The organism is Streptomyces sp. NPDC039424, assembly GCF_055639495.1.
Genome location: NZ_JBVKAI010000005.1, coordinates 61,231 through 83,422, shown reverse-complemented (window position 1 = coordinate 83,422; position 22,192 = coordinate 61,231). Strand labels below are relative to the sequence as shown.

The following is a 22,192-nucleotide window of genomic DNA, read 5'->3' as shown; positions in this document are numbered from 1 at the left end:
CCCTCACGGCGCACGAAAGCCCCCCGCCTTTCCGGCGGAGGGCTCACAGGGCCGCGGCGGGCCGCCGCTCAGAACTCGTAGTCGGCGATCACCCACGTGGCGAACTCCCGCCACAGGCCGACACCCGCCTGGTGCTCCGGGTGCTCCACGTAGCGGCGCAGCGCGTCCGCGTCGTCGAAGGCGGAGTTGATGGCGAAGTCGTACGCGATGGGCCGGTCGCTGGTGTTCCAGCCCAGCTCCCAGTGGCGGATCTCGGCGATGGTGCCGTCGAGGCCGCGGAAGGCCGCCTCCCCCGCCACGACCCGGGGGTCGTCGCGCCCGACGCCCTCGTTGAGCTTGAACAGGACCAGGTGGCGGATCATGGGCTCTAGCTCTCTCCTCCGTTGGCGATCCACGTCATGAAGTCGCCGATGGCCTTGGCGGCGTCCGATATGCCCTCGAACCCTATCTGGACGTAGTCGGCGGCCTTGGCCGGGTCCGTGATGATCACGTACAGCGCGAAGACCACGAGCACGTACACGGCGATCTTCTTGGCGTTCACCGCCACCGCGGCCTCCCCCTGTCGCTGACTGGCCCGAGCGGTGTTGATAATCGCACAAAGGGCCCCGTCCGTCGGACGGGGCCCTTTTCAGAGCGGTAGCGGAGGGATTTGAACCCTCGGTGACTTGCGCCACACTCGCTTTCGAGGCGAGCTCCTTCGGCCGCTCGGACACGCTACCGAGGGAGACCTTACAGCAAGGTGTGCCGTGGTTTGAAATCGGTATTCAGCGGTCCCGGAAGAACTCGGTGAGCAGGCGCGCGCAGTCCTCGGCCAGTACGCCCTCGACGACCTCGGGCCGGTGGTTGAGCCGTCGGTCGCGGACCACGTCCCACAGGGAACCGGCCGCGCCCGCCTTGTCGTCGCGGGCGCCGTAGACCACCCGCTCCACACGGGACTGCACCAGCGCGCCCGCGCACATCGTGCACGGCTCCAGCGTGACCACGAGCGTGCACCCGGCCAGCCGCCACTCGCCCAGCTTGGCGGCGGCCCGCCGCAGGGCGAGCACCTCGGCGTGGGCCGTGGGATCGCCGGTGGCCTCGCGCTCGTTGTGCCCGGCCGCGAGCACCGTCGTACCGTCCGTGGACAGCACGACGGCGCCGACGGGCACGTCCCCGCCCCGGACGGCCGTTCGGGCCTCGTCCAGGGCGAGCCGCATCGCGTCCCGCCAGCGGTCGCGCACCGGGTCCGGGGCGCTCAGCGGACGGTCTCCAGCACCTCCGAGGCGCCCAGGGCCTCGGCGATCGTGCCCAGCGCGTCCTCCGCGTCCAGGGCGCGCAGCTCCTTCTCGCCGATGCCCAGGTCGTCGAGGATCTCGCTGTCCCCGACGGGGCTGTGCGGTACCGCGTCGGCGGAGGTGCCGTCCTCGTCGTCGTCGTCGGACTCGCCGTCCTCGGTCCCGTCGAGGTCGAGCGCGTCCAGGTCGGGGCCGTCGGAGCCGGGCTCCCGGCCCAGCAGCTCGTCGGTGAGCAGCAGTTCGCCGTACGCACTGCGGGCAGCGGCGGCGGCGTCGGAGACGTAGATGCGAGGGTCGTCCTCGCCGTCCACGCGGACGACACCGAACCAGGCGTCCTCCTGCTCGATCAGAACGAGCACCGTGTCGTCGTCGGGATTGGCTTCCCGGGCCAGGTCGGCCAGATCCGACAGGGTTTCCACATCGTCGAGCTCTGTGTCGCTCGCTTCCCACCCGTCTTCGGTGCGCGCGAGCAGTGCGGCGAAGTACACCGTGACTCTCCCACTGGTCATAGGCGTGCCGGTTGGGGGTCCCCCCGGCGGAGGTTCTTGGGCGGAGAGAGCTCAGGCTCCGAGCCCCACCCACTCGGAATCGTGGCAGAAACAAGGCGTTCAGGGGACGTCTTCGGCTCCCTGTGTCTGGCTGTTTCGATCGCATGGATCCGCTGTACGGACGCGCGGGGTCGGCCACGCGACCGCGACGCGGTCACCAGCGCACTCGTTGCCGCCACCTGCGGATCGTACGCGGCTTTTCCCGCGCTCCACGCACAGCCTTGCGGGGAACTCCCGGTAACCGGGGGAACTTGGCTACCAGCGGAAGGTCCGCATGCGCATCTGGCGCCGCAGCCGGGCCACCTTGGCACGGCGCGGCTGGACGCGGTCCCGCAGCGCCCGGGCCTCGGCCAGCTCGCGCAGGAACTGGGCCCGGCGGCGCCTGCGCGCGGCGTCCGTCTCCGGCGGCGACACGCGTGCGTCGGTTCCGGCGGCGTCCTCGGGTATGTCGGATTCGCTCTTCGGCAGGTCAGGCACAGTCACACCACCCCAGTCCGTCCCTCCACTTTCCCTCGGACGGGCGGTTTGATGCCAGCGCCAGGGGCGGGGCGGCGCGGTTACTGTTATGGGCATGCGTCTCCACGTCGTCGACCACCCCCTGGTCGCCCACAAGCTCACCACGCTGCGCGACCAGCGCACCGACTCCGCGACCTTCCGTCGGCTCGCCGACGAGCTCGTCACCCTGCTCGCCTACGAGGCGACGCGTGACGTGCGCACCGAGCAGGTCGACATCGAGACGCCGGTGGCCGCGACCACCGGCGTCAAGCTCGCCCGCCCGCGCCCGCTGGTCGTGCCGATCCTGCGCGCCGGCCTGGGCATGCTGGACGGTATGACGCGGCTGCTGCCGACCGCCGAGGTGGGCTTCCTGGGCATGATCCGCAACGAGGAGACGCTGCAGGCCTCCACGTACGCCTCGCGCATGCCGGAGGACCTCTCCGGCCGCCAGGTGTACGTCCTGGACCCGATGCTGGCCACCGGCGGCACGCTGGTCGCGGCGATCCAGGAGCTGATCAAGCGCGGCGCCGACGATGTGACGGCCGTGGTGCTGCTGGCCGCGCCGGAGGGCGTCGAGGTCATGGAGCGCGAACTGGCGGGCACCCCGGTGACGGTCGTGACGGCCGCGGTCGACGACCACCTCAACGAGCACGGCTACATCGTCCCCGGCCTGGGCGACGCGGGCGACCGGCTGTACGGCGCCGCGGAGTAGGCGTTCCGGGTCGCGGGGCCCCGCCCGGGGCCCCGCTCCTGCCTCAGCAGCTCTTCTGCCTCAGCAGCTCTTCTTCTTCGTCGCGGCGGACGTCGGCGCGGGCGCGGTCAGCTTGGCCACGGCCTTGTCGGCGTCAGCCCGTTCGGTGAGCTTGCCGAACCGGTCGCCCAGGATCAGGTCGACGGCTTCGCCCTTTCGGGCGGCGTCCGTCCGCTGTTCGGCCCCGGCGAGCTGGGCGGCGACGACCGGCAGCGAGGTGTTCAGGGCGGAGGCGGGGCCGAGGAGCATCCCGGCGCCCTTGACCTTCTTGTCGTACTGCTTCGTCGCGTTGCCCACCTCGCCGATGCGGAAGCCGCGCTTCTTCAGCTCGTCCGCGGTGGCCTTGGCCAGGCCGGTACGGGCCGTGGCGTTGTAGACGTTGACGGTGATCCCGCCGGGCTTCGGCAGGGCCTTGGTGCCCGCGACGGGGCTCGCCTTGGTCGTGGTCGTGCACCGGTCCCCGGAGCCGGCCGCGTCGGCCTTCTTGTCGCCGCCGGTGAACACGTCGATGAGCTGCAGGGTGCCCCAGCCGGTGACACCGAGTACGGCGGCGCAGGCGACGGCCAGGAACACGAGCCTGCCGCGCCTGCGGGGAGGGCGCATCCGCGGGTACTTGCCCCCCGTGATCCGGTATTGGCCACCCATGCCGGGGGGAGTCAGCATGCTCATGGGCGCAGCGTAGTGCGCCCGGGCGGCGATTCCTACTAGATGATCATTCGATGCCGACCGGCGGAACCCGAAAGGGCGACGGTCTTACGCCGGGTGATCAGTCGAGTTCGAGCACGCGTGCGTGCAGGACCTGGCGCTGCTGGAGTGCCGCGCGGACCGCGCGGTGCAGGCCGTCCTCCAGGTACAGGTCGCCCTGCCACTTCACGACGTGCGCGAAGAGGTCGCCGTAGAAGGTCGAGTCCTCGGCGAGGAGGGTCTCCAGGTCGAGCTGCCCCTTGGTCGTCACCAGCTGATCGAGGCGGACCGGGCGCGGCGCGACATCCGCCCACTGCCGGGTGCTTTCCCGGCCGTGGTCGGGGTACGGCCGGCCGTTTCCGATGCGCTTGAAGATCACACGGAAAGCCTACCGGTCAAGACGTTCCGGGCGCAGCCTCAGCGGGGTAGTGCCGCGCTGGAAATGACGCCGTATATCGGTCATACCGGGCGGTGCTGTCGCTGTGCCGGGGTTACGCACAGGCTGTGGACGGCGGCGGAGGCGATGGGCCGCCTCCGCCGGCGTGTCAGCTGTCGCGTTTCTTCGGAGGCTGCTGCGGCTGCGGTTTCCGCGCTTCTCGTTCGGGCGCGTTGCGGACGGCCTCCGCGCGCAGCAGGGCGCGCAGGACCGCGTACGGGTCTGTGGACATGGCTGTCTTCCTTGCGTGCGTCGTACCGACTTGGCCTTCCGGGGAACGGGGCCGGTCAGCAGCGCAGGACCACCGAGCGCAGGGCGTGCAGGGCGTACGGGGGCCGCGGTGGCGCGGGGCGGACCTGGGCGGCGGCGGGCGCGGCGGGCGCCGGGTCCGGGAAGGGCGCGGGGCGCGCGGGTACGGCGGGGCGGTGGGCGGAGCAGGCCGGTGGCCGCAGCGCCGAGTCGAGTGCGTCGTACTCGGCGGTCGCCATGGACGTGGCGGGCGCCGCGTACACCTCGGTGTGGGCGCCCGGCAGCATCAGGGCGAACAGCAGGACGAGCACCCGCGGCCAGGCGCGGCCACGAGGGCGGCGGCGGGGCGGGATCACACCGAGCGGGGGACCTGCTGGGCGCGGCCCCGGATCCCGATCGCGGTGACGATCTCCACCACGCCGACCACCACCAGCCAACAGCCGCCGACGAGGGTGAGCACGGCGACCGACTCGAAGGGCGAGACGATCAGCACGATCCCGGCGACGAAGGTGACGATCCCGAGGAAGATCTGCCAGCCCCGGGCGGGCACGGTGCTGTCGTGGGCGGCGGCCAGGGTCTGGGTGATCCCGCGGATCAGCCAGCCGATGCCGATCCACAGGGCGAGCAGCAGGATCGACTGCATCGGGCCGCGGAAGCAGAACAGTCCCAGCAGGATCGACAGGGCGCCGCTGATGAACCCCAGCACGCGCAGCGAGGTCGCCTTGTGCGTGCCGAAGGCGGAGATCAGCTGGAACACGCCGCTGATCAGGAGGTACAGCCCGAAGAGCACCCCGGCCGCGAGCAGGGAGGCGCCCGGCCAGACCAGCACCAGGACACCCAGGATCAGCGACGCGACGCCGGTCAGCAGCACCACCTGCCAGGCTGCCCGGGACAGCGCGTGCAGCGGCCCTTCGAACGGCGGCTCCGGCTCATGGCCCCCGGCGGCGCGGCCGGGCGTGTGATGGACGGTCCGGTCGTCGAACTCCCGCCCCCAGGTCGGATCACTGCTCGGAGACTCGGTCATGCTCCATGCTTGGCCCGCCCCGCCCCACCCCGCCACCCGAACGGGTCCGCCCGACTGACGACGACACCCCGGCGGGGCGGGGGTTCTCCGGGTGCCTTGCGGTGGTGGGGCGTGCGGGTCTTTCGGGGCGTTCGCTGCCGGACCGGGGCAGCCTGACGGGGGCGGCTGCCCCGGCGTCTCCTCCGGCGTCGGGCGGGGGCCTCCTTCCGGAACGGGTTGCCGCCGGGCGCGGATCGCCGGGTCGAGGAGTGTTCTTGGTTGCCGCGGTACCCGGAGGGCGCCGGGCCGAGCGCGGCTTCACGCGTGCGTGGGGCCGCTTTTTCGTACGGCGTGGGTCACGGCGCTGATCGTCGCTGCCGCCGGAACCGGGCGCGGCAGCCGTTGCCCGCACCCGCCGCCTGGCCGACCCGTCACCTCTTCCCCGTAGCGGCGGCCCGAAAGGGCGGAGGGCTGTGCCGCCCGAGGCGTCCGGTGACGTTGCCGCTGCCCGGCCGTTCGGCGTGGGCCGGCCGCCTGACAGGGGTTTCGTGGCCGTTCGGTCATCCGGCGCGCGGTCACCCGAGACGCCCCCGGCCCGACCGCCCCCCAGGAGCGCCTCGCCCTGCAAACGCGCCCAAGGGCACCCCGTCCGCACCTACTTGCCGGAGGCCTTCGCCGCTGCCTTCAGTTCCTGTTTGTGGGCGCGTACCTTGGCCAGGGACTCCGGGCCGGTGATGTCGGCGACGGATCGGAAGGACCTGGGTTCGCCGTAGGCGCCCGCGGCCTCGCGCCAGCCCTCGGGGTGGACGCCTAGCTGTTTGCCGAGCAGGGCCAGGAAGATCTGGGCCTTCTGCTTGCCGAAGCCGGGGAGTTCCTGCAGCCGGCGGAGCAGTTCGCGGCCGTCGTCGACGCCCTTCCAGACGAGCTCGGCGTTTCCGTCGTAGTGCTCGACGAGGTACCGGCACAACTGCTGGATCCGCTTGGCCATCGACCCGGGGTAGCGGTGCACGGCCGGCTTCTCGGAGAGCAGCGCCGCGAAGGCCTCCGGGTCCTGGGCCGCGATGTCGTGCGCGTCGAGGTCGTCGGCGCCCATCCGCCGGGCGATGGTGGACGGCCCCTTGAACGCCCACTCCATCGGAACCTGCTGGTCCAGCAGCATCCCGGTCAGCGCGGCGAGCGGGGACCGCCCGAGGAGCTCATCGGCCTCGGGGTCCTGGGCGAGGTGCAGGGTGGCGTCCATGCCTAGATGATCGCGCGGTCCAGGTCAGGACGCGCGCCAGTACCCGAGGGCGGGCACCGGGTGGTCGCCTTTCGCGTACGATCTCGCCAGCAGTGTCAAACTTAGGCAAGGCTAACCTAAAGGAAAGTGGGGGCACAGGGGTGATCACCGGGATCTACCGCGACGCCTGGGGAATTCCGCACCTGCGCGCGAACAGCGCCGGTGAACTCGCCCGAGCCCAGGGCCGCGTCACCGCCCGCGACCGGGCCTGGCAGCTGGAGGTCGAGCGCCACCGCGCCCAGGGCACCTCGGCATCCTTCCTCGGCGCCGAGGCCCTCGCCTGGGACATCTTCGCCAGACGGGCCCGCCTCGCCGACACCGCCGGACGCTGCTTCGCGGCCCTGGAGGCCCGGGACCCGGAGACGGCGGACTGGGTGCGGGCGTACGCCGACGGCGTCAACGAGGGCCTGGCCGGCGCCACCGCCCCGGAGTTCGCCCGCACCGGCCTCACCCCCGGCCGCTGGGAGCCCTGGACCCCGCTCGGCGTCTGGCTGGCCACCCACATCCTCTTCGCGGGCTTCCCGGCCAAGCTCTGGCGCGATCAGGCCGTACGGCACCTGGGCCCCGGCGCCGTGGGCCTGTTCGCCACCGACGGCCCCGGCACCTCCGGCAGCAACGGCTGGCTGATCGCCGGCGAGCGCAGCACGACCGGCCAGGCCCTCATCGCCGGCGACCCGCACCGCTTCATCGAGAACCCCGGCGTCTACCAGCAGATCCACCTCTCCTGCCCGGAGTTCGACGTCGTCGGCCTCGCCGTCCCCGGCATCCCCGGCATCGCCCACTTCGGCCACACCGGCACGGTCGCCTGGGCCATCACCAACGCGATGGCCGACTACCAGGACCTCTACCGGGAGCGGCTCAGGCGCACCGGCGCGGGCATCGAGGCCCTCGGCCCCGACGGCACCTGGCAGCGCGCCGACCGGCACACGGAGACCGTGGCGGTCGCGGGCGAGGAGCCGGTCGAGGTGGAGGTGATCGAGACCGGGCGGGGCCCGGTGATCGCAGGAGGTCCGGAGGGCCTCGACGGACACGACCCCGGACCGGAGAGCACCGGAACGCCCACCGCCCTCGCCCTCCGCTACCCGCCCCGGGTCACCGAGGACCTCGGCTTCAGCGCCCTGCTGCCCCTCCTGCGGGCCCGCCGGGTCGCCGACGTGGACCGCGCGCTGGACGCCTGGGCCGAGCCGGTCAACGTCGTCCAGGCCGCCGACACCGAGGGCGGGCTGCTGCACCGGGTCGCGGGCCGGGTGCCGGTGCGGGCCGAGGCCAACCGGGTGCGGCTGGTGCCCGCCTGGGAGCCGGGCCACGAGTGGCGGGGCTGGCACGACACCCCCCGCGGCGGCCTGACCGACGGCGTCGCGGTGATGGCCAACCAGCGCGGCCCCGCCACCCCGCTCGGCGTCGAGTTCGCCCCGCCGCACCGCGCCGACCGCATCACCGCCCTGCTGCGCGAGAAGGACCAGTGGTCGCCGGGCGACCTGCCGGCCGTCCACATGGACACCCATCTCGCCTCCGCCGCCCCGCTGCTGGACCACCTCGCCGCCCTGGACGGACTGTCCCCCGAGGCCGCCGGACTGCGCGACCGGCTCCTCGCCTGGGACCGCCGTATGGACGCGACCAGCACGGACGCGGCCCTCTACGCGGCGGTGCGCGGCGCGGTCGTACGCCGGCTCGCCGCGCACCCGGCGTTCGCCGCCCTCGCCGAACCGCCCGCCTACCCGGAGGTCCTCCTCCCCTGGCTCGCCCTGCTCCCGCGCATCGGCTTCGCCCTGGAACACCTGCTGGCCGCCGAGGACCTGTACGGCGTCGACCGCCCCGCCGCCGTCCGCGCGGCCGTCGAGGAGGTCGCCGCCGCCGCGCCCGCGGGCACCTGGGGCGACACCCACCGGCTCGCCCCCTGGCGGGCGCTGCCCATGAGCCCGTACGACGGGCCGGGTCTGTCGGGCGACCACGACTGCGTGCTGTGCACCTCCGCCGTGCCCGGCCTCACCGACCTGAGCGCCCGTGGCCCGGCCGCCCGGTACGTGTGGGACCTGGCCCGGCGCGAGGACAGCCGGTGGGTGGTCCCGTTCGGCGCCTCGGGCGTGCCCGGCTCGCCCCACCACGACGACCAGCTCCCGCTGTGGCTCGCCGGGGACCTCGTCCCCGTCGTGACCGACTTCGACCTACTGGAGAAGGAGACCGATGTCTGACCCGTACGCCGCCCGTCCGGCCGTCCACCAGAAGGTGATCGACGGCTTCGGCACCGTCCGCGTCCTGCTCCTCGACCCGCACGCCGACGCCGGGGTGATCCATGCCTGGGTGAGCGAGGAGCGGGCCTCCTTCTGGGGCATGAACGGCCTGACGCGGGACCAGGTCGCCGAGATATACGCCCACATGGACACGCTCGACACCCACCACGCCTTCCTGGTGGTCAGGGACGGCGCACCGGCCGGGCTCCTGCAGACGTACGAGCCGGAGGCCGACCGGGTCGGTGAGTGCTACGAGGTCCGGCCCGGCGACATCGGCATCCACCTGCTGCTCGCGCCGGCCGGCGCGGGGGGCGAGCGGTCGGGCTGGTCGTCGGCGCTGCTGACCGCGATCGCCTCGTACGTGCTGCTGGGCCTGGACCGGCACCGGGTGGTGGTCGACCCCGACGTGCGCAACGAGAAGGCCGTCGCCCGCTTCCTCAAGGAGGGGTTCGAGGCGGGAGAGGCGGTCGTGCTGCCGGAGATCGACATCCCGGACGTGTACCTGCCCGAGAAGCACGCCCAACTGGCGTTCCTCACCCGGCAGGTAGCCTTCCCGGATGACGGTGACTCCTGACGGACCACTGACGCCGGACGCCCTGGTCGCCCACTACGGACTGGAGCCGATCCCGCGCGAGGGCGGCCTCTTCCGGCGCACCTGGGCGGGGCCGGAGCGGGCCGACGGCCGCCCCGAGGGCTCGGCGATCGTCGCCCTGCTCACCGCGGACGACTACTCGGCCCTGCACCGCCTCCCCACCGACGAGGTCTGGCACTTCTACCTCGGCGACCCCCTCCGCCTCCTGCTCCTCGCCCCCGACGGGACGTCGTCGAGCCCCGTGCTGGGTCCGGACGTCCTCGCCGGGCAGCACCCGCAACTCGTCGTGGCCGCGGGCACCTGGATGGGCGCGCGGGTGGCGGCGGACGGCGCCTGGGCCTTCTTCGGCTGCACGATGGCGCCCGGATTCACCTATGCGGGGTACGAACACGGCAACGCGGCGGACCTCACGGCGCGTTATCCGTCCGAGGCCGCCCGGATCGCGGAACTGTGCCGACCGTGACGCTGCTTCAGGGACAGGTCGCGCTGGTCACGGGCGCCGGCGGCGGCATCGGCCGGGGGATCGCGCTGCGGTTCGCCGAGGAGGGGGCGGCGGTCGCCGTCCACTGCCGTACGGCGCTGGAGGCGGCGCGTGAACTGGCCGCGCGCATCGAGGACTCCGGCGCCCGCTCCGTCGTGCTCCAGGCCGACCTCACCGACGAGGACGCCTGCCGGCGCCTGGTCCACGAGGCCGCCGAGTGGGGCGGCGGGCGGCTGACCGCGCTGGTCAACAACGCGGGCGTGCAGCCGGTCCGGCCACTGCCCGGGATGACGGCCGCCGAGTGGCGGGCGGTCGTGGACACCAACCTGACCGGCGTCTTCGCCTGCACCCAGGCCGCCGCCGAGGTCATGCGCGAGTGCGGCGGCGGCAGCGTCACCCACATCGCCTCCATCGAGGCCGCCCACCCCGCCCCCGGCCACGCCCACTACAGCGCCGCCAAGGCGGCCGTGGTGATGCACGCCCGCGCGGCGGCCCTGGAGTACGGCCCCCACGGCATCCGCGTCAACACCGTCTCGCCCGGCCTGATCGACCGGGCGGGCCTGGCCGAGGCCTGGCCCGAGGGCGTGCGGCGCTGGCGGGAGGCGGCCCCCACCGGACGGCTGGGCCGCCCCGAGGACGTCGGTGACGCCTGCGTCTTCCTCGCCTCCCCGCTGGCCTCCTGGATCACCGGCCACGACCTCGTGGTGGACGGCGGAGTGTCGGCGCGGCCCACGTGGTGAGCGCGACCGGGGTTTCCCGCGTACCTACGGGGAAGTACGCGAGTCCGAAGACGGAGCGGTGACGTGGGCGGAGTACTGGGACGATACGGCCGAGGGCGAGGCGGTGGAGCGCATGGCGGAACCCGGCGAATTCCAGGGCTGGTGCTGCTGGGCACCATGCTGGTCCTGCTCGTCCTCGGCGGAGCCGGACCCGCGTCGGCCCACGCCGCCCTCCGCTCCACCGACCCCGGCGACGGAAGCGTCGTCAAGTCCGCCCCCCGGTACCTCACCCTGACCTTCACCGAGTCCGTCGGCCTGCTCGACGACTCCTTCCGGGTGTACGACCCCACCAACCACCGGATCTCCACGGGCGAGCCCGGACACGCGCCGGGCCGTTCCGACACCGCCCGGATCAGCCTGCCCGGGAAGCTCGGCACCGGCACCTTCACCGTCGCCTGGCGGGTGGTGTCGGCCGACAGCCACCCGGTGTCCGGCGCCTTCACCTTCTCGATCGGCAAGCCCTCCGCGACCACCGCCCCCGTGGACACGGGACCGACGGAGGACCCCGCCACCGGCAGCCTCCACAACATGGCGCGCTACCTCGCGTACCTGGCCATGGCGCTGCTGATCGGCTCGCTGACCTTCGCCGCGGTCTGCCGCCCGCCCGACACCACCCCCCTGCGCAAGCCGGTCCGGATCGGCTGGTGGACGCTGGCCGCGACCACCGTGGTGCTGTTCCTGCTGCGCGCCCCGTACGAGGCGGGCACCTCACCGGCGACCGCCTTCGACCCGTCCGCGCTGGCCCGCACGGCCACGGGCCGCCCGGGCCTGCTCCTGCTGGCCCGCCTCGCCCTGCTGCTCGTCGTGGGCGCCCTCCTGCTGTGGGGGCGGCGACGCGCCACCTGGACCCGCCCCGCCCTCGCGGCCGGCGCCGTCCTCGCCGTCGCCCTCGCCGTGACCTGGGCCGCCGCCGAACACGCCTCGGCCGGGATCCAGGTGCCGGTGGCGATCACCTCGTCCCTGCTGCACCTGCTGGCGATGGCGGTATGGCTCGGCGGCCTGAGCGCGCTGCTCCTCACCCTGTACCGGACCCGTCCGCCCGCCACCGTCCCGGCGGCCACGGTGACCCGCTTCTCCCGCCTCGCCTTCGCCTCGGTGAGCGTCCTGGTCGTCACCGGCGTCTACCAGTCCTGGCGGGGCCTGGGCTCCTGGCAGGCGCTCGCCGACACCACGTACGGCCGGCTCCTCGCCGTCAAGCTCGTCGCGGTGGCGCTGCTGCTGGCGCTGGCGGGCGGCTCGCGCCGGTGGACGGCACGGCTGGCGGCGGTGGAGGTGCCCGGGGCGGTACGGGAACGGGTCCCGGAGCCGGTCGGAGCACGCGAGACGCTCCCGGACCCCGGCCCGGAGGCCGGTCCGGGGCCCGAGGACGGCGGGTCCGCGCCGCCCTCCTCGCCGCCCGTCCCCCACGACACGCACCGCGGCCTGCGCCGCTCGGTGCTGGCCGAAGTGGCGGTCGGCGTCTGCGTACTGGTCGTCACCACGGTGCTGACCGGGACCCTGCCCGGCCGGGCGGCGGCCGAGGCGGCGGCGGACGGCCCGGCACCGTCGTCGAACGGCCTCCCGGTCGCGTCCGTCACGATGATCCCCTTCGACGTGGGCACCTCGGGCGGCCGTGGCACGGTGCAGCTCACCCTGGACCCCGGCCGGGTCGGCCGCAACGCCGTCCAGGCGGTGATCTACGGCTCCGACGGCGGCCTCTCCACCGTCCCCGAACTCCGCCTCTCCTTCACCCTCCCCGCCCAGAAGATCGGCCCGATCGACGCCAAGGTCACCGACCAGGGCGGCTACTGGGCCACCGACGCCCTCAACCTCCCCATCCCCGGCACCTGGACGGTGAAGGCGACGGTGCGGGTGTCGGACGTGGACCAGGTGAGCGCGTCGAAGACGGTGCGGATCGCCCGGTAGCGGGGGAGTGCGCGCCGGTGCGTCAGCCTCCCAGGGCGGGGTCACCGAACTGTTCGAGGAGAAGGTCGACCGGTGTGTAGGCGGGGGCGGTGGACGCGCCGTCGTGCAGGGTCTGTTCCGCCCAGATGACCTTGCCGCGGCCCGTGTAGCGCGTTCCCCACCGCTGGGCGAACTGCGCCACCAGGAACAGGCCCCGGCCGCCCTCGTCCGTGATCGCCGCCCGCCGCGGGCGCGGTGAGGTGCTGCTGGCGTCCGAGACCTCGCAGATCAGACAGCGCCCGTACAGCAGCCGCACCCTGACCGGCGGCGATCCGTACCGCACCGCGTTGGTGACCAGCTCGCTGACGATCAGTTCCGTACTGAACCCGATCTCCTCCAGCTCCCACTCCCGCAGCTTCTCCCGGCAGCGCGCCCGCACCGAGGGCACCACCTCCGGGTCCGACGGAACGTCCCACTCGGCCACGCACGAGGGCGGGAACAGCCGGGTACGGGCCGCGAGGAGCGCGATGTCGTCGGTGGGGTTGTCCGGCTTCACCGCGTCGATCACCGCGTGACACGTCTCCTCCGGAGTGCGCTCCCCGGCCCCGTCCAGCGCCCGGCGCAGCCGCTCCAGGCCGACGTCGATGCCGTGGGCGCGGTCCTCCACCAGGCCGTCGGTGTACAGCACCAGCTGTGAACCCTCCGGCAGGTGCAGCTCGGCGGTCTCGAAGGGGGAGCCGCCCAGTCCGAGCGGGGCCGAGGCCGGTACTTCGGGACAGGTGACCGTCCCGTCCGGGCGCACCACCACCGGGTCGGGGTGCCCCGCGCGGCCCACCGTGCAGTTCCCGGCCACCGGGTCGTAGATCGCGTACAGACACGTCGCCCCGGTCACCCCCTCGCCCTCGTGCTCCTGAGCGGCGTCGCCGGCGCTCTCCTCGTTGTCCATGCGGACCACCAGGTCGTCGAGGTTGCCGAGCACCTCGTCCACGGGGAGGTCCAGCGTCGAGAAGTTGTGCACGGCGGTGCGCAGCCGCCCCATCGTGGCCGCCGCGTGCAGCCCGTGCCCGACCACGTCGCCCATCACCAGGGCCACCCGCGCGCCCGGCAGCGGGATGACGTCGAACCAGTCCCCGGCCACCCCCGCCTCCGCCGGCAGATACCGCCAGGCCACCTCCAGCGCGTCCTGCTCCGGCTGCCCCCGCGGCAGCAGACTGCGCTGCAGCGCCACCGCCATCGCGTGCTCCCGGGTGAACCTGCGGGCGTTGTCGATCGCCACCGCCGCCCGCGCGGCCAGCTCCTCCGCGAAGGTCAGGTCCTCCGGCTCGAACGCCGGGCAGTCCCCCGTCCGGTAGAAGTTCACCACGCCCAGCGACACGCTCCGCGCCCGCAGCGGCACGGTCACCAGCGAGTGCATCCCGCGTTCCAGGGCCTTGCGGGCGCGCTCCGGATCCTGCTCCTGCCAGCCGCGCGCCTGCCAGAGGTCCGCCTCCAGCACACCCTGGCCCCGCTGCATCGCCAGCATCTGCGGGGTGCCCGGCGAGAACGTGATCACCTCGTCCACCGGATACACCGGCATCACCTGCTGATCGCCGCTGATCGCCGCCCGGCGCAGCCGTCGCCAGCCCTCCGCCGTCGGCTCCCACCCGCGCAGCACCGCGTCCAGCAGATCCACCGCGACCAGGCCGGCGAACTGCGGCACGGCCACCTCGGCCAGCTCCTGGGCCGTACGCCGCACGTCCAGCGTCGTCCCGATCGTCACGCCGGCCTCGTACAGCAGCTTCAGCCGCTCCCGCGCGAACTCGGCCCGCCCCGAGACCGCCGCCAGCTCGGTGGTGTCCCGCAGGGTGACCACGCTGCCGCCCTGGCCCGTGTGCGGGAACGTGGGCCGCTTGTTCACCGCCAGCAGCCGGTCCCGTACGAGACACACCTCGTCGGTGGCCTCCTGCCCCGACGTCACCAGGCGGGTGAGCTGCTCCGACAGGCCCAGCTCGCGCACATCGGAGCCCTGCGCGTCCTCCGGCAGGTCCAGCAGCCGCTGCGCCTCGTCGTTGGCCAGCGCCAGCCGCCCGTCGGCGTCGGTGATCAGCACGCCTTCCCGCACCGCGTGGAGGACCGCGTCGTGATGCTCGTACATCCGCGCGAGCTCGGCCGGGGCCAGGCCGTGCGTCTGCCGCAGCAGCCGCCGGGACACCAGCGTCGTCCCGGCCCCGGCCAGCGCCATTGCGACCGCGCCGGCGCCGAGGGCGATCGGCACCTGCGGTATCCACAGCCCCGCCACGTTCCGGACCGTGATCCCGGCGGACACCATGCCGACGACCGTGCCCCGCGAGTCGGTCACCGGGACCACCGCCTGAACGGCCGTTCCCTTGCCCGCCGGCAGGGGCGGCCCGCCCGCCTGTTCGATGACGGTATGGCCCCGCAGCACCGGTTCCGTGTTGCCGACGAACTTCTTCCCGATCTCCCGCGGGTAGGGGTACGTGTAGCGGATGCCCCGCGTGTCCGTGACGACCACGAAGTCCACGCCCGCTCGCTTGCGTGCCTCCTCGGCCCGGGGCTGCAGCACCGCGGTCGGGTCCGGGCTGCGCAGTGCCTGGACCACGCCGGGCGCGCTCGCGAACGACTGGGCCGCGACGACCGACGCCCGCCGCCCCTCCTGCACGGCGTCACGCGCCGCCTGGAGCACCAGGGCCACCACCGCGGCCAGCACCAGCAGCACCACGATCCCGACCTGCAGCAGGAACACCTGCCCGGCCGCGCTGTGCGGGTCGAACAGGGAAAGCCGACGAGCACGCGAACGTCCGGCGTGCGCATGCCGCGTCAGATCCCGAGGGCGCCCGAAAAATACCCTCATGTAACCTTCATAACACCGCTGCGCGAGCCCGACCCGCTCGGTGCCGGGTGGAATCCGGCAAGCTCGCCACCCGGGCCGCCGAGGGGTGGTGAACGCCGCTGGGCGAGCGAGAATGGGTCGAGAACGGAGACCGGATCGTCGGGTTCCGCAAGGAGGCCCTCATGCCTGAGCTGCCGGACGTGGAGGGATTCCGGAAAGTCCTCGCCTCCTGCGCGAAGGGCAGGGTCATCCAGCACGTGGACGTGCGCGACACGGGCGTACTGCACGGCGTGAGCACGCGGCGGTTGCGCGAGGCGCTGGAAGGCCAGCGTTTCACCGAACCGGAGCGGCACGGGAAGTGGCTGCTCGCCCACACCGGCGGCCCCACCCTCATGCTGCACTTCGGCATGACCGGTCAACTGCTCTGCGGCCGTCCCGACGACGCGGTCGAAGCCCACGACCGCGTCCTGTTCACCGTGAGCGGCGACCGGCAGCTGCGCTACCGCGACCAGCGCAAGCTCCAGGGCCTCTGGCTGTGCGACGACGACTTCGCGGTCGCACGGCTGCTGGACCGCCAGGGCCCCGACGCGATGGCGGTGGACCGCGAGGAGTTCGAGGCCGTGCTCCGCGCACACCGCGGCAGCGTCAAGAGCGTCCTCACCGACCAGAGCGTCCTGGCCGGACTCGGCAATCTGCTGGCCGACGAGGTGCTGTGGCGGGCGGGGGTGCGCCCCGCCCGCCGGGCGAGCGATCTCACCGAGTCCGACCGCCGCCGCCTGTACACCACCATGCGCCGCACCCTGCGCTCCGCCGTCACCGCCGGCTGCGTCCCACCGCGGGACTCCTGGCTCACCGGCCACCGCGACGACCCCGTCCCGGCCTGCCCGCGCTGCGGCGATCCCCTGCGCCGCTCCCGTATGGCGGGCCGCGGCACGGTGTGGTGCCCGCACTGCCAGCCGGACGGGTCCTGAGCCCCTAGGTCAGGTGAGGTCGGACAGATCCTCTTCGGTGAGGACGATCGACCCGGCGGCGGTGTTCTCCTCCAGGTGGGCGAGGGAGCCGGTGCCGGGGATGGCCAGAGTGACCGGGGAAGAGGCGAGCAGCCAGGCCAGGGCGATCTGAGGGACCGTGGCGCCGTGCCGGTCCGCGACCTTGGCGATGCGGTCGTCGGTGACATCGCCCAGGCCGCCGCCCAGGGGGAAGAACGGCACGTAGGCGATGCCGGCGTCCTCGCAGACGGCCAGGACCTCGGTGTCGTCGCGCTTGGCGGCGTGGAAGTGGTTCTGGACGGCTGCGACGGGTGCGATCGCACGGGCTTCGGCGAGGTGGCCGGCGTCGACGTTGCTCAGGCCGAGATGGCGGATCAGGCCCTCCTCGCGCAGCTCGGCCAGCGCCTCGAAGCGTTCGGCGACGGATTCGCCGTGCGGCGGCGGCAGGATGCCCCCGATGCGCAGGTAGACCAGGTCGAGGCGGTCCACACCGAGGGTTTCGAGGTTCTCCTCGACCATCGGCCGCAGGGCCGCGGGATCGGAGGTCGCGGCCAGGCCGCCGTCGGGCGTACGGGCCGGGCCGACCTTGGTGGCGATGACCAGGCCGGCCGGGTAGGGGTGAAGGGCTTCCCGGATCAGGGCGTTGGCGCGAAGGGTGCCGTCGCCACTGGTGTAGAAGGCGGCGGTGTCGATGTGGTCGACGCCCAGCTCCACGGCACGGCGCAAAACGGCGCGACCGGTTCCGGGATCGCGCGCCGGACCATGGAAGCTGTTCGTGGGCAGGCGCATGGCCCCGAAGCCGAGCCGGTTGATCAGCAGGTCGCCACCGAGGCGGAAGTCGTTGCTCATGAACTCAGCCTGGACGCGAGGCGTTCGAGCCGCGAACCCGTGGCAGTTTGCTGCCACCGGGCAGAATGGCGGAGTGGCAGACATCGTGACGATCCGCGGTGACCGGGAACTCCTCGCCCGCACCGAGCGGCTCTTCTCCGCTGTCCACGAGGAGTTCGTCTGCGCCGCCCGCGACCTCGACACCTGGTCCCGCCCCGAAGCCCGGCACGCCGTCGGCGACCGGCTCCGCAACGGGGACACTCAGCAGATCCGCAAGCTGTTCAGCCCGGCCTCGCTCGCCGACGAGCGCAGCCGCGAGCACCTCGGCATGCTGGTCGACCAGGGCGCCCGGGTGCGGATCGCCGCCACCGCCCTCCCCCACGAGACGATCATCATCGACCGCCGGTTCGCGATCCTCGCCGGTTCGAACACCCTCGGCGACCGCGAATACACCCTGACCACCGCACCCACCCTGGTCGGCAGCGTGTACGCGCTGTTCGAAGCCGCCTGGGAGACCGCCACCGACCTCCAGGCGTTCCTGCGCGGCGAGCACCCCCGGCTCGATGCCGACAGCCGAAAGATCCTGCGCGCCCTGGGCTCGGGCGCCACCGACGAGGCGGCAGCGCGACAGCTCGGCATGTCCCTGCGCACCTACCGCCGCCGCGTAGCGGGCCTGCTCGACGCCCTCGACGCGGGCTCACGGTTCCAGGCCGGGGTGCGGGCGGGCGAGATGGGGCTGGGCGGCTGAGGGGACAACGCCGAAGGGCCCCACCGCAAGCGGTGGGGCCCTTCGACATCGTGCCCGGTGAGGCACTGGCGGAGGATACGAGATTCGAACTCGTGAGGGGTTGCCCCCAACACGCTTTCCAAGCGTGCGCCCTAGGCCTCTAGGCGAATCCTCCGCCGGAAACATTACATGACCGAGGGGAGTGCTCGCGAACTCGTTCCCGCAGGCCGGGATCGGGTACTCTGTGCGGAGCCCCTCACGCGGCGCTATCTGACTGAACTCCCCCAGGGCCGGAAGGCAGCAAGGGTAGGTCGGCTCTGGCGGGTGCGTGGGGGGCGCCTTGCGTTGTGGGGCGGGGTGCCGCCGAGGGCGGGGCCGGTTGTCGGTGGTCGCCTATAACCTCGTAAGCGTGTCGTCTCTCGCGCTGTACCGCCGCTATCGCCCGGAGTCCTTTGCCGAGGTCATCGGGCAGGAGCATGTCACGGACCCGCTGCAGCAGGCGCTGCGGAACAACCGGGTCAATCACGCGTACCTGTTCAGCGGGCCGCGCGGCTGTGGCAAGACGACCAGTGCGCGGATCCTGGCCAGGTGCCTGAACTGTGAGCAGGGCCCCACACCGACGCCGTGCGGGGAGTGCCAGTCGTGCCAGGACCTGGCCAGGAACGGGCCGGGGTCGATCGACGTCATCGAGATCGACGCGGCTTCGCACGGTGGTGTGGACGATGCCCGTGAGCTGCGGGAGAAGGCCTTCTTCGGGCCCGCGAGCAGCCGGTACAAGATCTACATCATCGACGAGGCCCACATGGTCACGTCGGCCGGTTTCAACGCTCTGCTGAAGGTCGTCGAGGAGCCTCCGGAGCATCTGAAGTTCATCTTCGCCACCACCGAGCCCGAGAAGGTCATCGGGACCATCCGGTCGCGGACCCACCACTACCCGTTCCGCCTGGTGCCGCCGGGGACGCTCCGGGACTACCTCGCCGAGGTGTGCCAGAAGGAGGACATCCCCGTCGACGAGGGGGTGCTCCCGCTCGTCGTGCGCGCCGGCGCCGGGTCCGTGCGTGACTCCATGTCCGTCATGGACCAGCTGCTCGCCGGTGCGGGGGCGGACGGTGTGACATACGCCATGGCGACCTCGCTCCTCGGGTACACCGACGGGTCGCTGCTCGACTCCGTCGTCGAGGCCTTCGCCACCGGGGACGGGGCCGCCGCCTTCGAGGTGGTCGACCGGGTCATCGAGGGCGGCAACGATCCCCGGCGGTTCGTCGCCGACCTGCTGGAGCGGCTGCGGGACCTGGTGATCCTCGCCGCCGTTCCGGACGCGCTGGAGAAGGGGCTCATCGACGCCCCCGCCGACGTCCTGGAGCGTATGCAGGCCCAGGCAGGCACCTTCGGCGCCGCCGAGCTCAGCCGCGCCGCCGACCTCGTCAACCAAGGCCTGACCGAGATGCGCGGGGCGAACTCGCCGCGCCTTCAGCTCGAACTGATCTGCGCGCGCGTTCTGCTGCCCGCCGCGTACGGCGACGAGCGCGCCGTCATGGCCCGGCTGGACCGGCTCGAACGGGGGGTCAACTTCTCGGCCGGGCCCGCGAGCGCACCGGCCATGGGGTACGTCCCCGGCCCCGACGCCCACGGCCAGGCGGGCGGCGCCGGTGCGCAGATGCCGTCCGGCGGCGGGGCCGCGGCGGCCCGGGCGGCCGTGCGGACCTCCGCTCCCTCGTCCCCCTCGTCTCCCCCGCCCCAGGGCGGCGCTCCGGCCGCTCCGGCGGTCCCGGCCGCGGCGGGCCCCGGTGACGGCGAGCCCACCCGGCCGCCAGCCCCGGCACCGGTGGCCCCACAGCCCCCCGCCCGCACCCCGGCTCCGGCGAGTCCTCCGGCGAGCACCCCGGCCAACGCCCCGGCCCCCGGCGCCTGGCCCACCGCCGCCCCCGTCGGCGCGGGCCGGCGGCCCGGCGGCTGGCCCACGGCGGCCCAGTCGGGCGGCGGCCGGCCCCAGGCGCCCACGGCACCGGCACCCGCCCCGGCCCAGGCGCCCGCGGCCACGGCGGCGCCCGCTCCGGCCGCCCCCGCGCAGCCTGCCCCCGACGCCCCAGGCGGGCTCGACCCGCGCATGCTCTGGCCGAACATCCTGGAGGCGGTCAAGAACCGCCGCCGCTTCACCTGGATCCTGCTCAGTCAGAACGCCCAGGTCGTCGGCTTCGACGGCACCACCCTGCAGCTCGGCTTCGTCAACGCCGGTGCCCGCGACAACTTCGCGAGCAGCGGCAGCGAGGACGTGCTGCGGCAGGCGCTGGCCGAACAGTTCAACGTGCAGTGGAAGATCGAGGCCGTCGTCGACCCCTCCGGCGGATCCGCCCCCCCGCCCGCCGGCGGCTCCGGAGGTTCCGCGGGCTTCGGCGGCTCCGGCTCCTCCGGGTACGGCGGCCCCGGCACCGCGACTCCGCAGCGCCAGGCCGCTCCCCAGCCCGCCCCGGCCGCCCCTCAGGCCAAGCCCCAGGCGGCCTCCGCCCCGGCGCAGGCGCCCCGGTCGGCCGCCGCCCCCGAGCCGACCCCGGTCGCCCCTGAGGACGACATCCCCGAGGACGACGACCCCGATCTCGACGAGTCGGCCCTCTCCGGCCATGAACTCATCGTGCGGGAGCTGGGCGCGACGGTGGTGGAGGAGTTCTCCAACGAGTAGCCCGCGGGCGAGGCCGGACCCCCGCCCGCGACCGTTCGTAGGAACGCACAACATCACCGCCCCCCGACTCTCATGAGGAACGCCAGCTAGGCTGACCCCCGTGAAGGTCCTCGTCATCGGCAGCGGCGCCCGCGAACATGCCCTGTGCCGTTCCCTGTCCCTCGATCCCGACGTCACCGCGCTGCACTGCGCCCCCGGCAACGCCGGTATCGCGGAGGTCGCCGAGCTGCACCAGGTCGACGCGCTCGACGGTGAGGCCGTCTCCGCGCTGGCCACCGGCCTGGGCGCCGACCTCGTCGTGGTCGGCCCGGAGGCTCCACTGGTCGCCGGGGTCGCCGACGCCGTGCGCGAGGCGGGCATCCCGGTGTTCGGCCCCTCCGGGGAGGCGGCGCGGATCGAGGGGTCCAAGGCCTTCGCCAAGGACGTGATGGCGGCGGCCGGTGTACCGACCGCCCGCTCGTACGTGTGCACGAACGCCGACGAGGTCGCCGAGGCCCTCGACGCCTTCGGCGCCCCGTACGTCGTCAAGGACGACGGGCTGGCCGCCGGCAAGGGGGTCGTGGTCACCTCCGACCTCGCCGCCGCCCAGGCCCACGCGGCCGGCTGCGAGCGCGTCGTCATCGAGGAGTTCCTCGACGGCCCGGAGGTCTCGCTCTTCGCCATCACCGACGGCCAGACGGTCGTCCCGCTCCAGCCCGCCCAGGACTTCAAGCGGGCTCTGGACGGGGACGAGGGCCCGAACACCGGCGGCATGGGCGCGTACTCCCCGCTGCCCTGGGCCGACCCGAAGCTGGTGGACGAGGTCCTGCAGACCGTCCTCCAGCCGACCGTCGACGAGATGCGCCGCCGGGGTACGCCGTTCTCCGGACTTCTCTACGCCGGGCTGGCGATCACCAGCCGGGGTGTCCGGGTGATCGAGTTCAACGCCCGCTTCGGCGACCCCGAGACCCAGGTCGTGCTGGCCCGCCTGAAGACGCCGCTGGCCGGTGTCCTGCTCGCCGCCGCCAACGGCACCCTCGACGTCCTGGAGCCGCTGCGCTGGAGCGAGGACGCGGCGGTCACCGTCGTCGTCGCCTCCCACAACTACCCCGGCACCCCGCGCACCGGCGACCCCATCACCGGCCTAGACGAGGTGGCCGCCGAGGACGCCCCGCACGCCTACGTCCTGCACGCCGGGACCGGGCGGAACGGCGACGCCGTGGTCAGCGCGGGCGGCCGGGTGCTGTCCGTCACAGCTACCGGCGAGGACCTGACCCAGGCCCGCGACCGGGCGTACCGCGCGGTGGCCCGCATCCGGCTCGACGGCTCCCAGCACCGTACGGACATCGCGGCGAAGGCGGCGGCGGATGCGGCGGGAGCGGCGGGAGCTGCGGGAGCGTAAAACCGCCGGTCGTACCCCCCCGCAGGCACTCAGGCCCCGGATGCGAATCCGGGGCCTGACCGTTGCTCTGGGTC

23 protein-coding genes, 2 tRNA genes and 1 other RNA gene are annotated in these 22,192 nt (G+C 73.5%); 11 read left to right on the top strand and 15 right to left on the bottom strand.

The window, feature by feature from the left end; translation table 11 throughout:
* Nucleotides 1–68: 68 nt before the first annotated feature.
* The 6 genes from ACZ7L0_RS14675 to ACZ7L0_RS14650 all read right to left on the bottom strand — a co-directional run bounded on the left by ACZ7L0_RS14675 (nucleotide 69) and on the right by ACZ7L0_RS14650 (nucleotide 2,269).
* Nucleotides 69–362 carry a Dabb family protein gene (locus ACZ7L0_RS14675; RefSeq protein ID WP_471242814.1) on the bottom strand — a complete coding sequence of 98 codons (294 nt, stop codon included), beginning with the start codon at nucleotides 360–362 and terminating at the stop codon, nucleotides 69–71.
* A gap of 5 nt (nucleotides 363–367) precedes the next feature.
* Nucleotides 368–547 (bottom strand): hypothetical protein, encoded by a 180-nt coding sequence (locus ACZ7L0_RS14670; RefSeq protein WP_471242813.1) that lies wholly within the window; start codon nucleotides 545–547, stop codon nucleotides 368–370.
* Between the two features lie 87 nt (nucleotides 548–634).
* Nucleotides 635–719: transfer RNA gene (locus ACZ7L0_RS14665), tRNA-Ser, on the bottom strand.
* Between the two features lie 45 nt (nucleotides 720–764).
* Nucleotides 765–1,196 (bottom strand): tRNA adenosine(34) deaminase TadA, encoded by a 432-nt coding sequence (gene tadA / locus ACZ7L0_RS14660; RefSeq protein ID WP_471243212.1) that lies wholly within the window; start codon nucleotides 1,194–1,196, stop codon nucleotides 765–767.
* A 38-nt stretch (nucleotides 1,197–1,234) separates the two neighbouring features.
* Complete coding sequence (locus tag ACZ7L0_RS14655; RefSeq protein ID WP_471243211.1) at nucleotides 1,235–1,762, bottom strand: tRNA adenosine deaminase-associated protein; 528 nt, start codon at nucleotides 1,760–1,762, stop codon at nucleotides 1,235–1,237.
* 315 nt (nucleotides 1,763–2,077) lie between these two features.
* Nucleotides 2,078–2,269 (bottom strand): hypothetical protein, encoded by a 192-nt coding sequence (locus tag ACZ7L0_RS14650; RefSeq protein WP_471243210.1) that lies wholly within the window; start codon nucleotides 2,267–2,269, stop codon nucleotides 2,078–2,080.
* Between the two features lie 124 nt (nucleotides 2,270–2,393).
* On the opposite strand from ACZ7L0_RS14650, the gene upp reads away from it, so the two are divergent.
* Nucleotides 2,394–3,029 carry a uracil phosphoribosyltransferase gene (gene upp, locus ACZ7L0_RS14645; protein WP_471242812.1) on the top strand — a complete coding sequence of 212 codons (636 nt, stop codon included), beginning with the start codon at nucleotides 2,394–2,396 and terminating at the stop codon, nucleotides 3,027–3,029.
* Between the two features lie 60 nt (nucleotides 3,030–3,089).
* On the opposite strand, the gene ACZ7L0_RS14640 is transcribed toward upp, so the two are convergent.
* The 6 genes from ACZ7L0_RS14640 to ACZ7L0_RS14615 all read right to left on the bottom strand — a co-directional run bounded on the left by ACZ7L0_RS14640 (nucleotide 3,090) and on the right by ACZ7L0_RS14615 (nucleotide 6,680).
* Nucleotides 3,090–3,713, bottom strand: a complete 624-nt coding sequence (locus ACZ7L0_RS14640) for a LytR C-terminal domain-containing protein (RefSeq protein ID WP_471243209.1) — start codon at nucleotides 3,711–3,713, stop codon at nucleotides 3,090–3,092.
* Nucleotides 3,714–3,834: 121 nt separating this feature from the next.
* The gene (locus ACZ7L0_RS14635; protein ID WP_003999914.1) at nucleotides 3,835–4,131 is read right to left on the bottom strand and encodes a type II toxin-antitoxin system VapB family antitoxin; all 297 of its coding nucleotides are present in this window, start codon (nucleotides 4,129–4,131) and stop codon (nucleotides 3,835–3,837) included.
* A 166-nt stretch (nucleotides 4,132–4,297) separates the two neighbouring features.
* The gene (locus tag ACZ7L0_RS14630; protein WP_471242811.1) at nucleotides 4,298–4,420 is read right to left on the bottom strand and encodes a hypothetical protein; all 123 of its coding nucleotides are present in this window, start codon (nucleotides 4,418–4,420) and stop codon (nucleotides 4,298–4,300) included.
* 55 nt (nucleotides 4,421–4,475) lie between these two features.
* Nucleotides 4,476–4,793 carry a hypothetical protein gene (locus ACZ7L0_RS14625; protein WP_471242810.1) on the bottom strand — a complete coding sequence of 106 codons (318 nt, stop codon included), beginning with the start codon at nucleotides 4,791–4,793 and terminating at the stop codon, nucleotides 4,476–4,478.
* A complete protein-coding gene (locus tag ACZ7L0_RS14620; protein WP_471242809.1) occupies nucleotides 4,790–5,461 on the bottom strand; it encodes an HdeD family acid-resistance protein in 672 nt (223 codons plus the stop codon). Before ACZ7L0_RS14620 ends, ACZ7L0_RS14625 begins: the two co-directional genes overlap by 4 nt.
* 634 nt (nucleotides 5,462–6,095) lie before the next feature.
* On the bottom strand, nucleotides 6,096–6,680 hold the full coding sequence (locus ACZ7L0_RS14615; RefSeq protein ID WP_471242808.1) for an HhH-GPD-type base excision DNA repair protein: 585 nt from the start codon (nucleotides 6,678–6,680) through the stop codon (nucleotides 6,096–6,098).
* Between the two features lie 140 nt (nucleotides 6,681–6,820).
* Here ACZ7L0_RS14615 and ACZ7L0_RS14610 point away from each other — a divergent pair, with 140 nt between their 5' ends.
* The 5 genes from ACZ7L0_RS14610 to ACZ7L0_RS14590 all read left to right on the top strand — a co-directional run bounded on the left by ACZ7L0_RS14610 (nucleotide 6,821) and on the right by ACZ7L0_RS14590 (nucleotide 12,707).
* Nucleotides 6,821–8,911 carry a penicillin acylase family protein gene (locus ACZ7L0_RS14610; protein WP_471242807.1) on the top strand — a complete coding sequence of 697 codons (2,091 nt, stop codon included), beginning with the start codon at nucleotides 6,821–6,823 and terminating at the stop codon, nucleotides 8,909–8,911.
* A complete protein-coding gene (locus tag ACZ7L0_RS14605) occupies nucleotides 8,904–9,524 on the top strand; it encodes a GNAT family N-acetyltransferase (protein ID WP_471242806.1) in 621 nt (206 codons plus the stop codon). The genes ACZ7L0_RS14610 and ACZ7L0_RS14605 overlap by 8 nt, the downstream gene beginning before the upstream one ends.
* A gap of 7 nt (nucleotides 9,525–9,531) precedes the next feature.
* On the top strand, nucleotides 9,532–10,005 hold the full coding sequence (locus tag ACZ7L0_RS14600) for a cupin domain-containing protein (RefSeq protein ID WP_471243208.1): 474 nt from the start codon (nucleotides 9,532–9,534) through the stop codon (nucleotides 10,003–10,005).
* The gene (locus ACZ7L0_RS14595) at nucleotides 10,002–10,763 is read left to right on the top strand and encodes an SDR family NAD(P)-dependent oxidoreductase (protein ID WP_471242805.1); all 762 of its coding nucleotides are present in this window, start codon (nucleotides 10,002–10,004) and stop codon (nucleotides 10,761–10,763) included. The genes ACZ7L0_RS14600 and ACZ7L0_RS14595 overlap by 4 nt, the downstream gene beginning before the upstream one ends.
* Before the next feature lie 141 nt (nucleotides 10,764–10,904).
* On the top strand, nucleotides 10,905–12,707 hold the full coding sequence (locus ACZ7L0_RS14590) for a copper resistance CopC/CopD family protein (RefSeq protein WP_471242804.1): 1,803 nt from the start codon (nucleotides 10,905–10,907) through the stop codon (nucleotides 12,705–12,707).
* A 22-nt stretch (nucleotides 12,708–12,729) separates the two neighbouring features.
* On the opposite strand, the gene ACZ7L0_RS14585 is transcribed toward ACZ7L0_RS14590, so the two are convergent.
* Nucleotides 12,730–15,537: a SpoIIE family protein phosphatase gene (locus tag ACZ7L0_RS14585; protein WP_471242803.1), complete on the bottom strand. Its 2,808-nt coding sequence runs from the start codon at nucleotides 15,535–15,537 to the stop codon at nucleotides 12,730–12,732.
* A 161-nt stretch (nucleotides 15,538–15,698) separates the two neighbouring features.
* On the opposite strand from ACZ7L0_RS14585, the gene ACZ7L0_RS14580 reads away from it, so the two are divergent.
* On the top strand, nucleotides 15,699–16,487 hold the full coding sequence (locus tag ACZ7L0_RS14580) for an Fpg/Nei family DNA glycosylase (protein WP_471242802.1): 789 nt from the start codon (nucleotides 15,699–15,701) through the stop codon (nucleotides 16,485–16,487).
* A 9-nt stretch (nucleotides 16,488–16,496) separates the two neighbouring features.
* On the opposite strand, the gene ACZ7L0_RS14575 is transcribed toward ACZ7L0_RS14580, so the two are convergent.
* Nucleotides 16,497–17,354, bottom strand: coding sequence for an aldo/keto reductase (locus ACZ7L0_RS14575; RefSeq protein ID WP_471242801.1), 858 nt, complete (start codon nucleotides 17,352–17,354; stop codon nucleotides 16,497–16,499).
* Between the two features lie 73 nt (nucleotides 17,355–17,427).
* On the opposite strand from ACZ7L0_RS14575, the gene ACZ7L0_RS14570 reads away from it, so the two are divergent.
* Nucleotides 17,428–18,081, top strand: a complete 654-nt coding sequence (locus tag ACZ7L0_RS14570) for a DNA-binding response regulator (RefSeq protein WP_471242800.1) — start codon at nucleotides 17,428–17,430, stop codon at nucleotides 18,079–18,081.
* Between the two features lie 66 nt (nucleotides 18,082–18,147).
* Here the strand turns inward: ACZ7L0_RS14570 and ACZ7L0_RS14565 are convergent.
* A tRNA-Ser gene (locus ACZ7L0_RS14565) sits at nucleotides 18,148–18,235 on the bottom strand.
* A gap of 73 nt (nucleotides 18,236–18,308) precedes the next feature.
* On the opposite strand from ACZ7L0_RS14565, the gene ffs reads away from it, so the two are divergent.
* The 3 genes from ffs (at nucleotide 18,309) to purD (ending at nucleotide 22,118) form a co-directional block, all read left to right on the top strand.
* An RNA gene (ffs, locus tag ACZ7L0_RS14560) (signal recognition particle sRNA small type) lies at nucleotides 18,309–18,403 on the top strand.
* Between the two features lie 66 nt (nucleotides 18,404–18,469).
* Nucleotides 18,470–20,737, top strand: a complete 2,268-nt coding sequence (locus ACZ7L0_RS14555) for a DNA polymerase III subunit gamma and tau (protein ID WP_471242799.1) — start codon at nucleotides 18,470–18,472, stop codon at nucleotides 20,735–20,737.
* 100 nt (nucleotides 20,738–20,837) lie between these two features.
* Nucleotides 20,838–22,118, top strand: a complete 1,281-nt coding sequence (gene purD / locus ACZ7L0_RS14550; protein ID WP_471242798.1) for a phosphoribosylamine--glycine ligase — start codon at nucleotides 20,838–20,840, stop codon at nucleotides 22,116–22,118.
* Nucleotides 22,119–22,192 lie beyond the last annotated feature (74 nt).

Excerpts from the sequence above, each read along its gene's own strand:
- ACZ7L0_RS14675 (WP_471242814.1), bottom strand. The coding sequence starts at position 362 with ATGATCCGCCACCTGGTCCTGTTCAAGCTCAACGAGGGCGTCGGGCGC.
- tadA (WP_471243212.1), bottom strand. The coding sequence starts at position 1,196 with ATGCGGCTCGCCCTGGACGAGGCCCGAACGGCCGTCCGGGGCGGGGAC.
- upp (WP_471242812.1), top strand. The coding sequence starts at position 2,394 with ATGCGTCTCCACGTCGTCGACCACCCCCTGGTCGCCCACAAGCTCACC.
- ACZ7L0_RS14640 (WP_471243209.1), bottom strand. The coding sequence starts at position 3,713 with ATGGGTGGCCAATACCGGATCACGGGGGGCAAGTACCCGCGGATGCGC.
- ACZ7L0_RS14630 (WP_471242811.1), bottom strand. The coding sequence starts at position 4,420 with ATGTCCACAGACCCGTACGCGGTCCTGCGCGCCCTGCTGCGCGCGGAG.
- ACZ7L0_RS14620 (WP_471242809.1), bottom strand. The coding sequence starts at position 5,461 with ATGACCGAGTCTCCGAGCAGTGATCCGACCTGGGGGCGGGAGTTCGAC.
- ACZ7L0_RS14615 (WP_471242808.1), bottom strand. The coding sequence starts at position 6,680 with ATGGACGCCACCCTGCACCTCGCCCAGGACCCCGAGGCCGATGAGCTC.
- ACZ7L0_RS14605 (WP_471242806.1), top strand. The coding sequence starts at position 8,904 with ATGTCTGACCCGTACGCCGCCCGTCCGGCCGTCCACCAGAAGGTGATC.
- ACZ7L0_RS14585 (WP_471242803.1), bottom strand. The coding sequence starts at position 15,537 with ATGAGGGTATTTTTCGGGCGCCCTCGGGATCTGACGCGGCATGCGCAC.
- ACZ7L0_RS14580 (WP_471242802.1), top strand. The coding sequence starts at position 15,699 with ATGCCTGAGCTGCCGGACGTGGAGGGATTCCGGAAAGTCCTCGCCTCC.
- ACZ7L0_RS14575 (WP_471242801.1), bottom strand. The coding sequence starts at position 17,354 with ATGAGCAACGACTTCCGCCTCGGTGGCGACCTGCTGATCAACCGGCTC.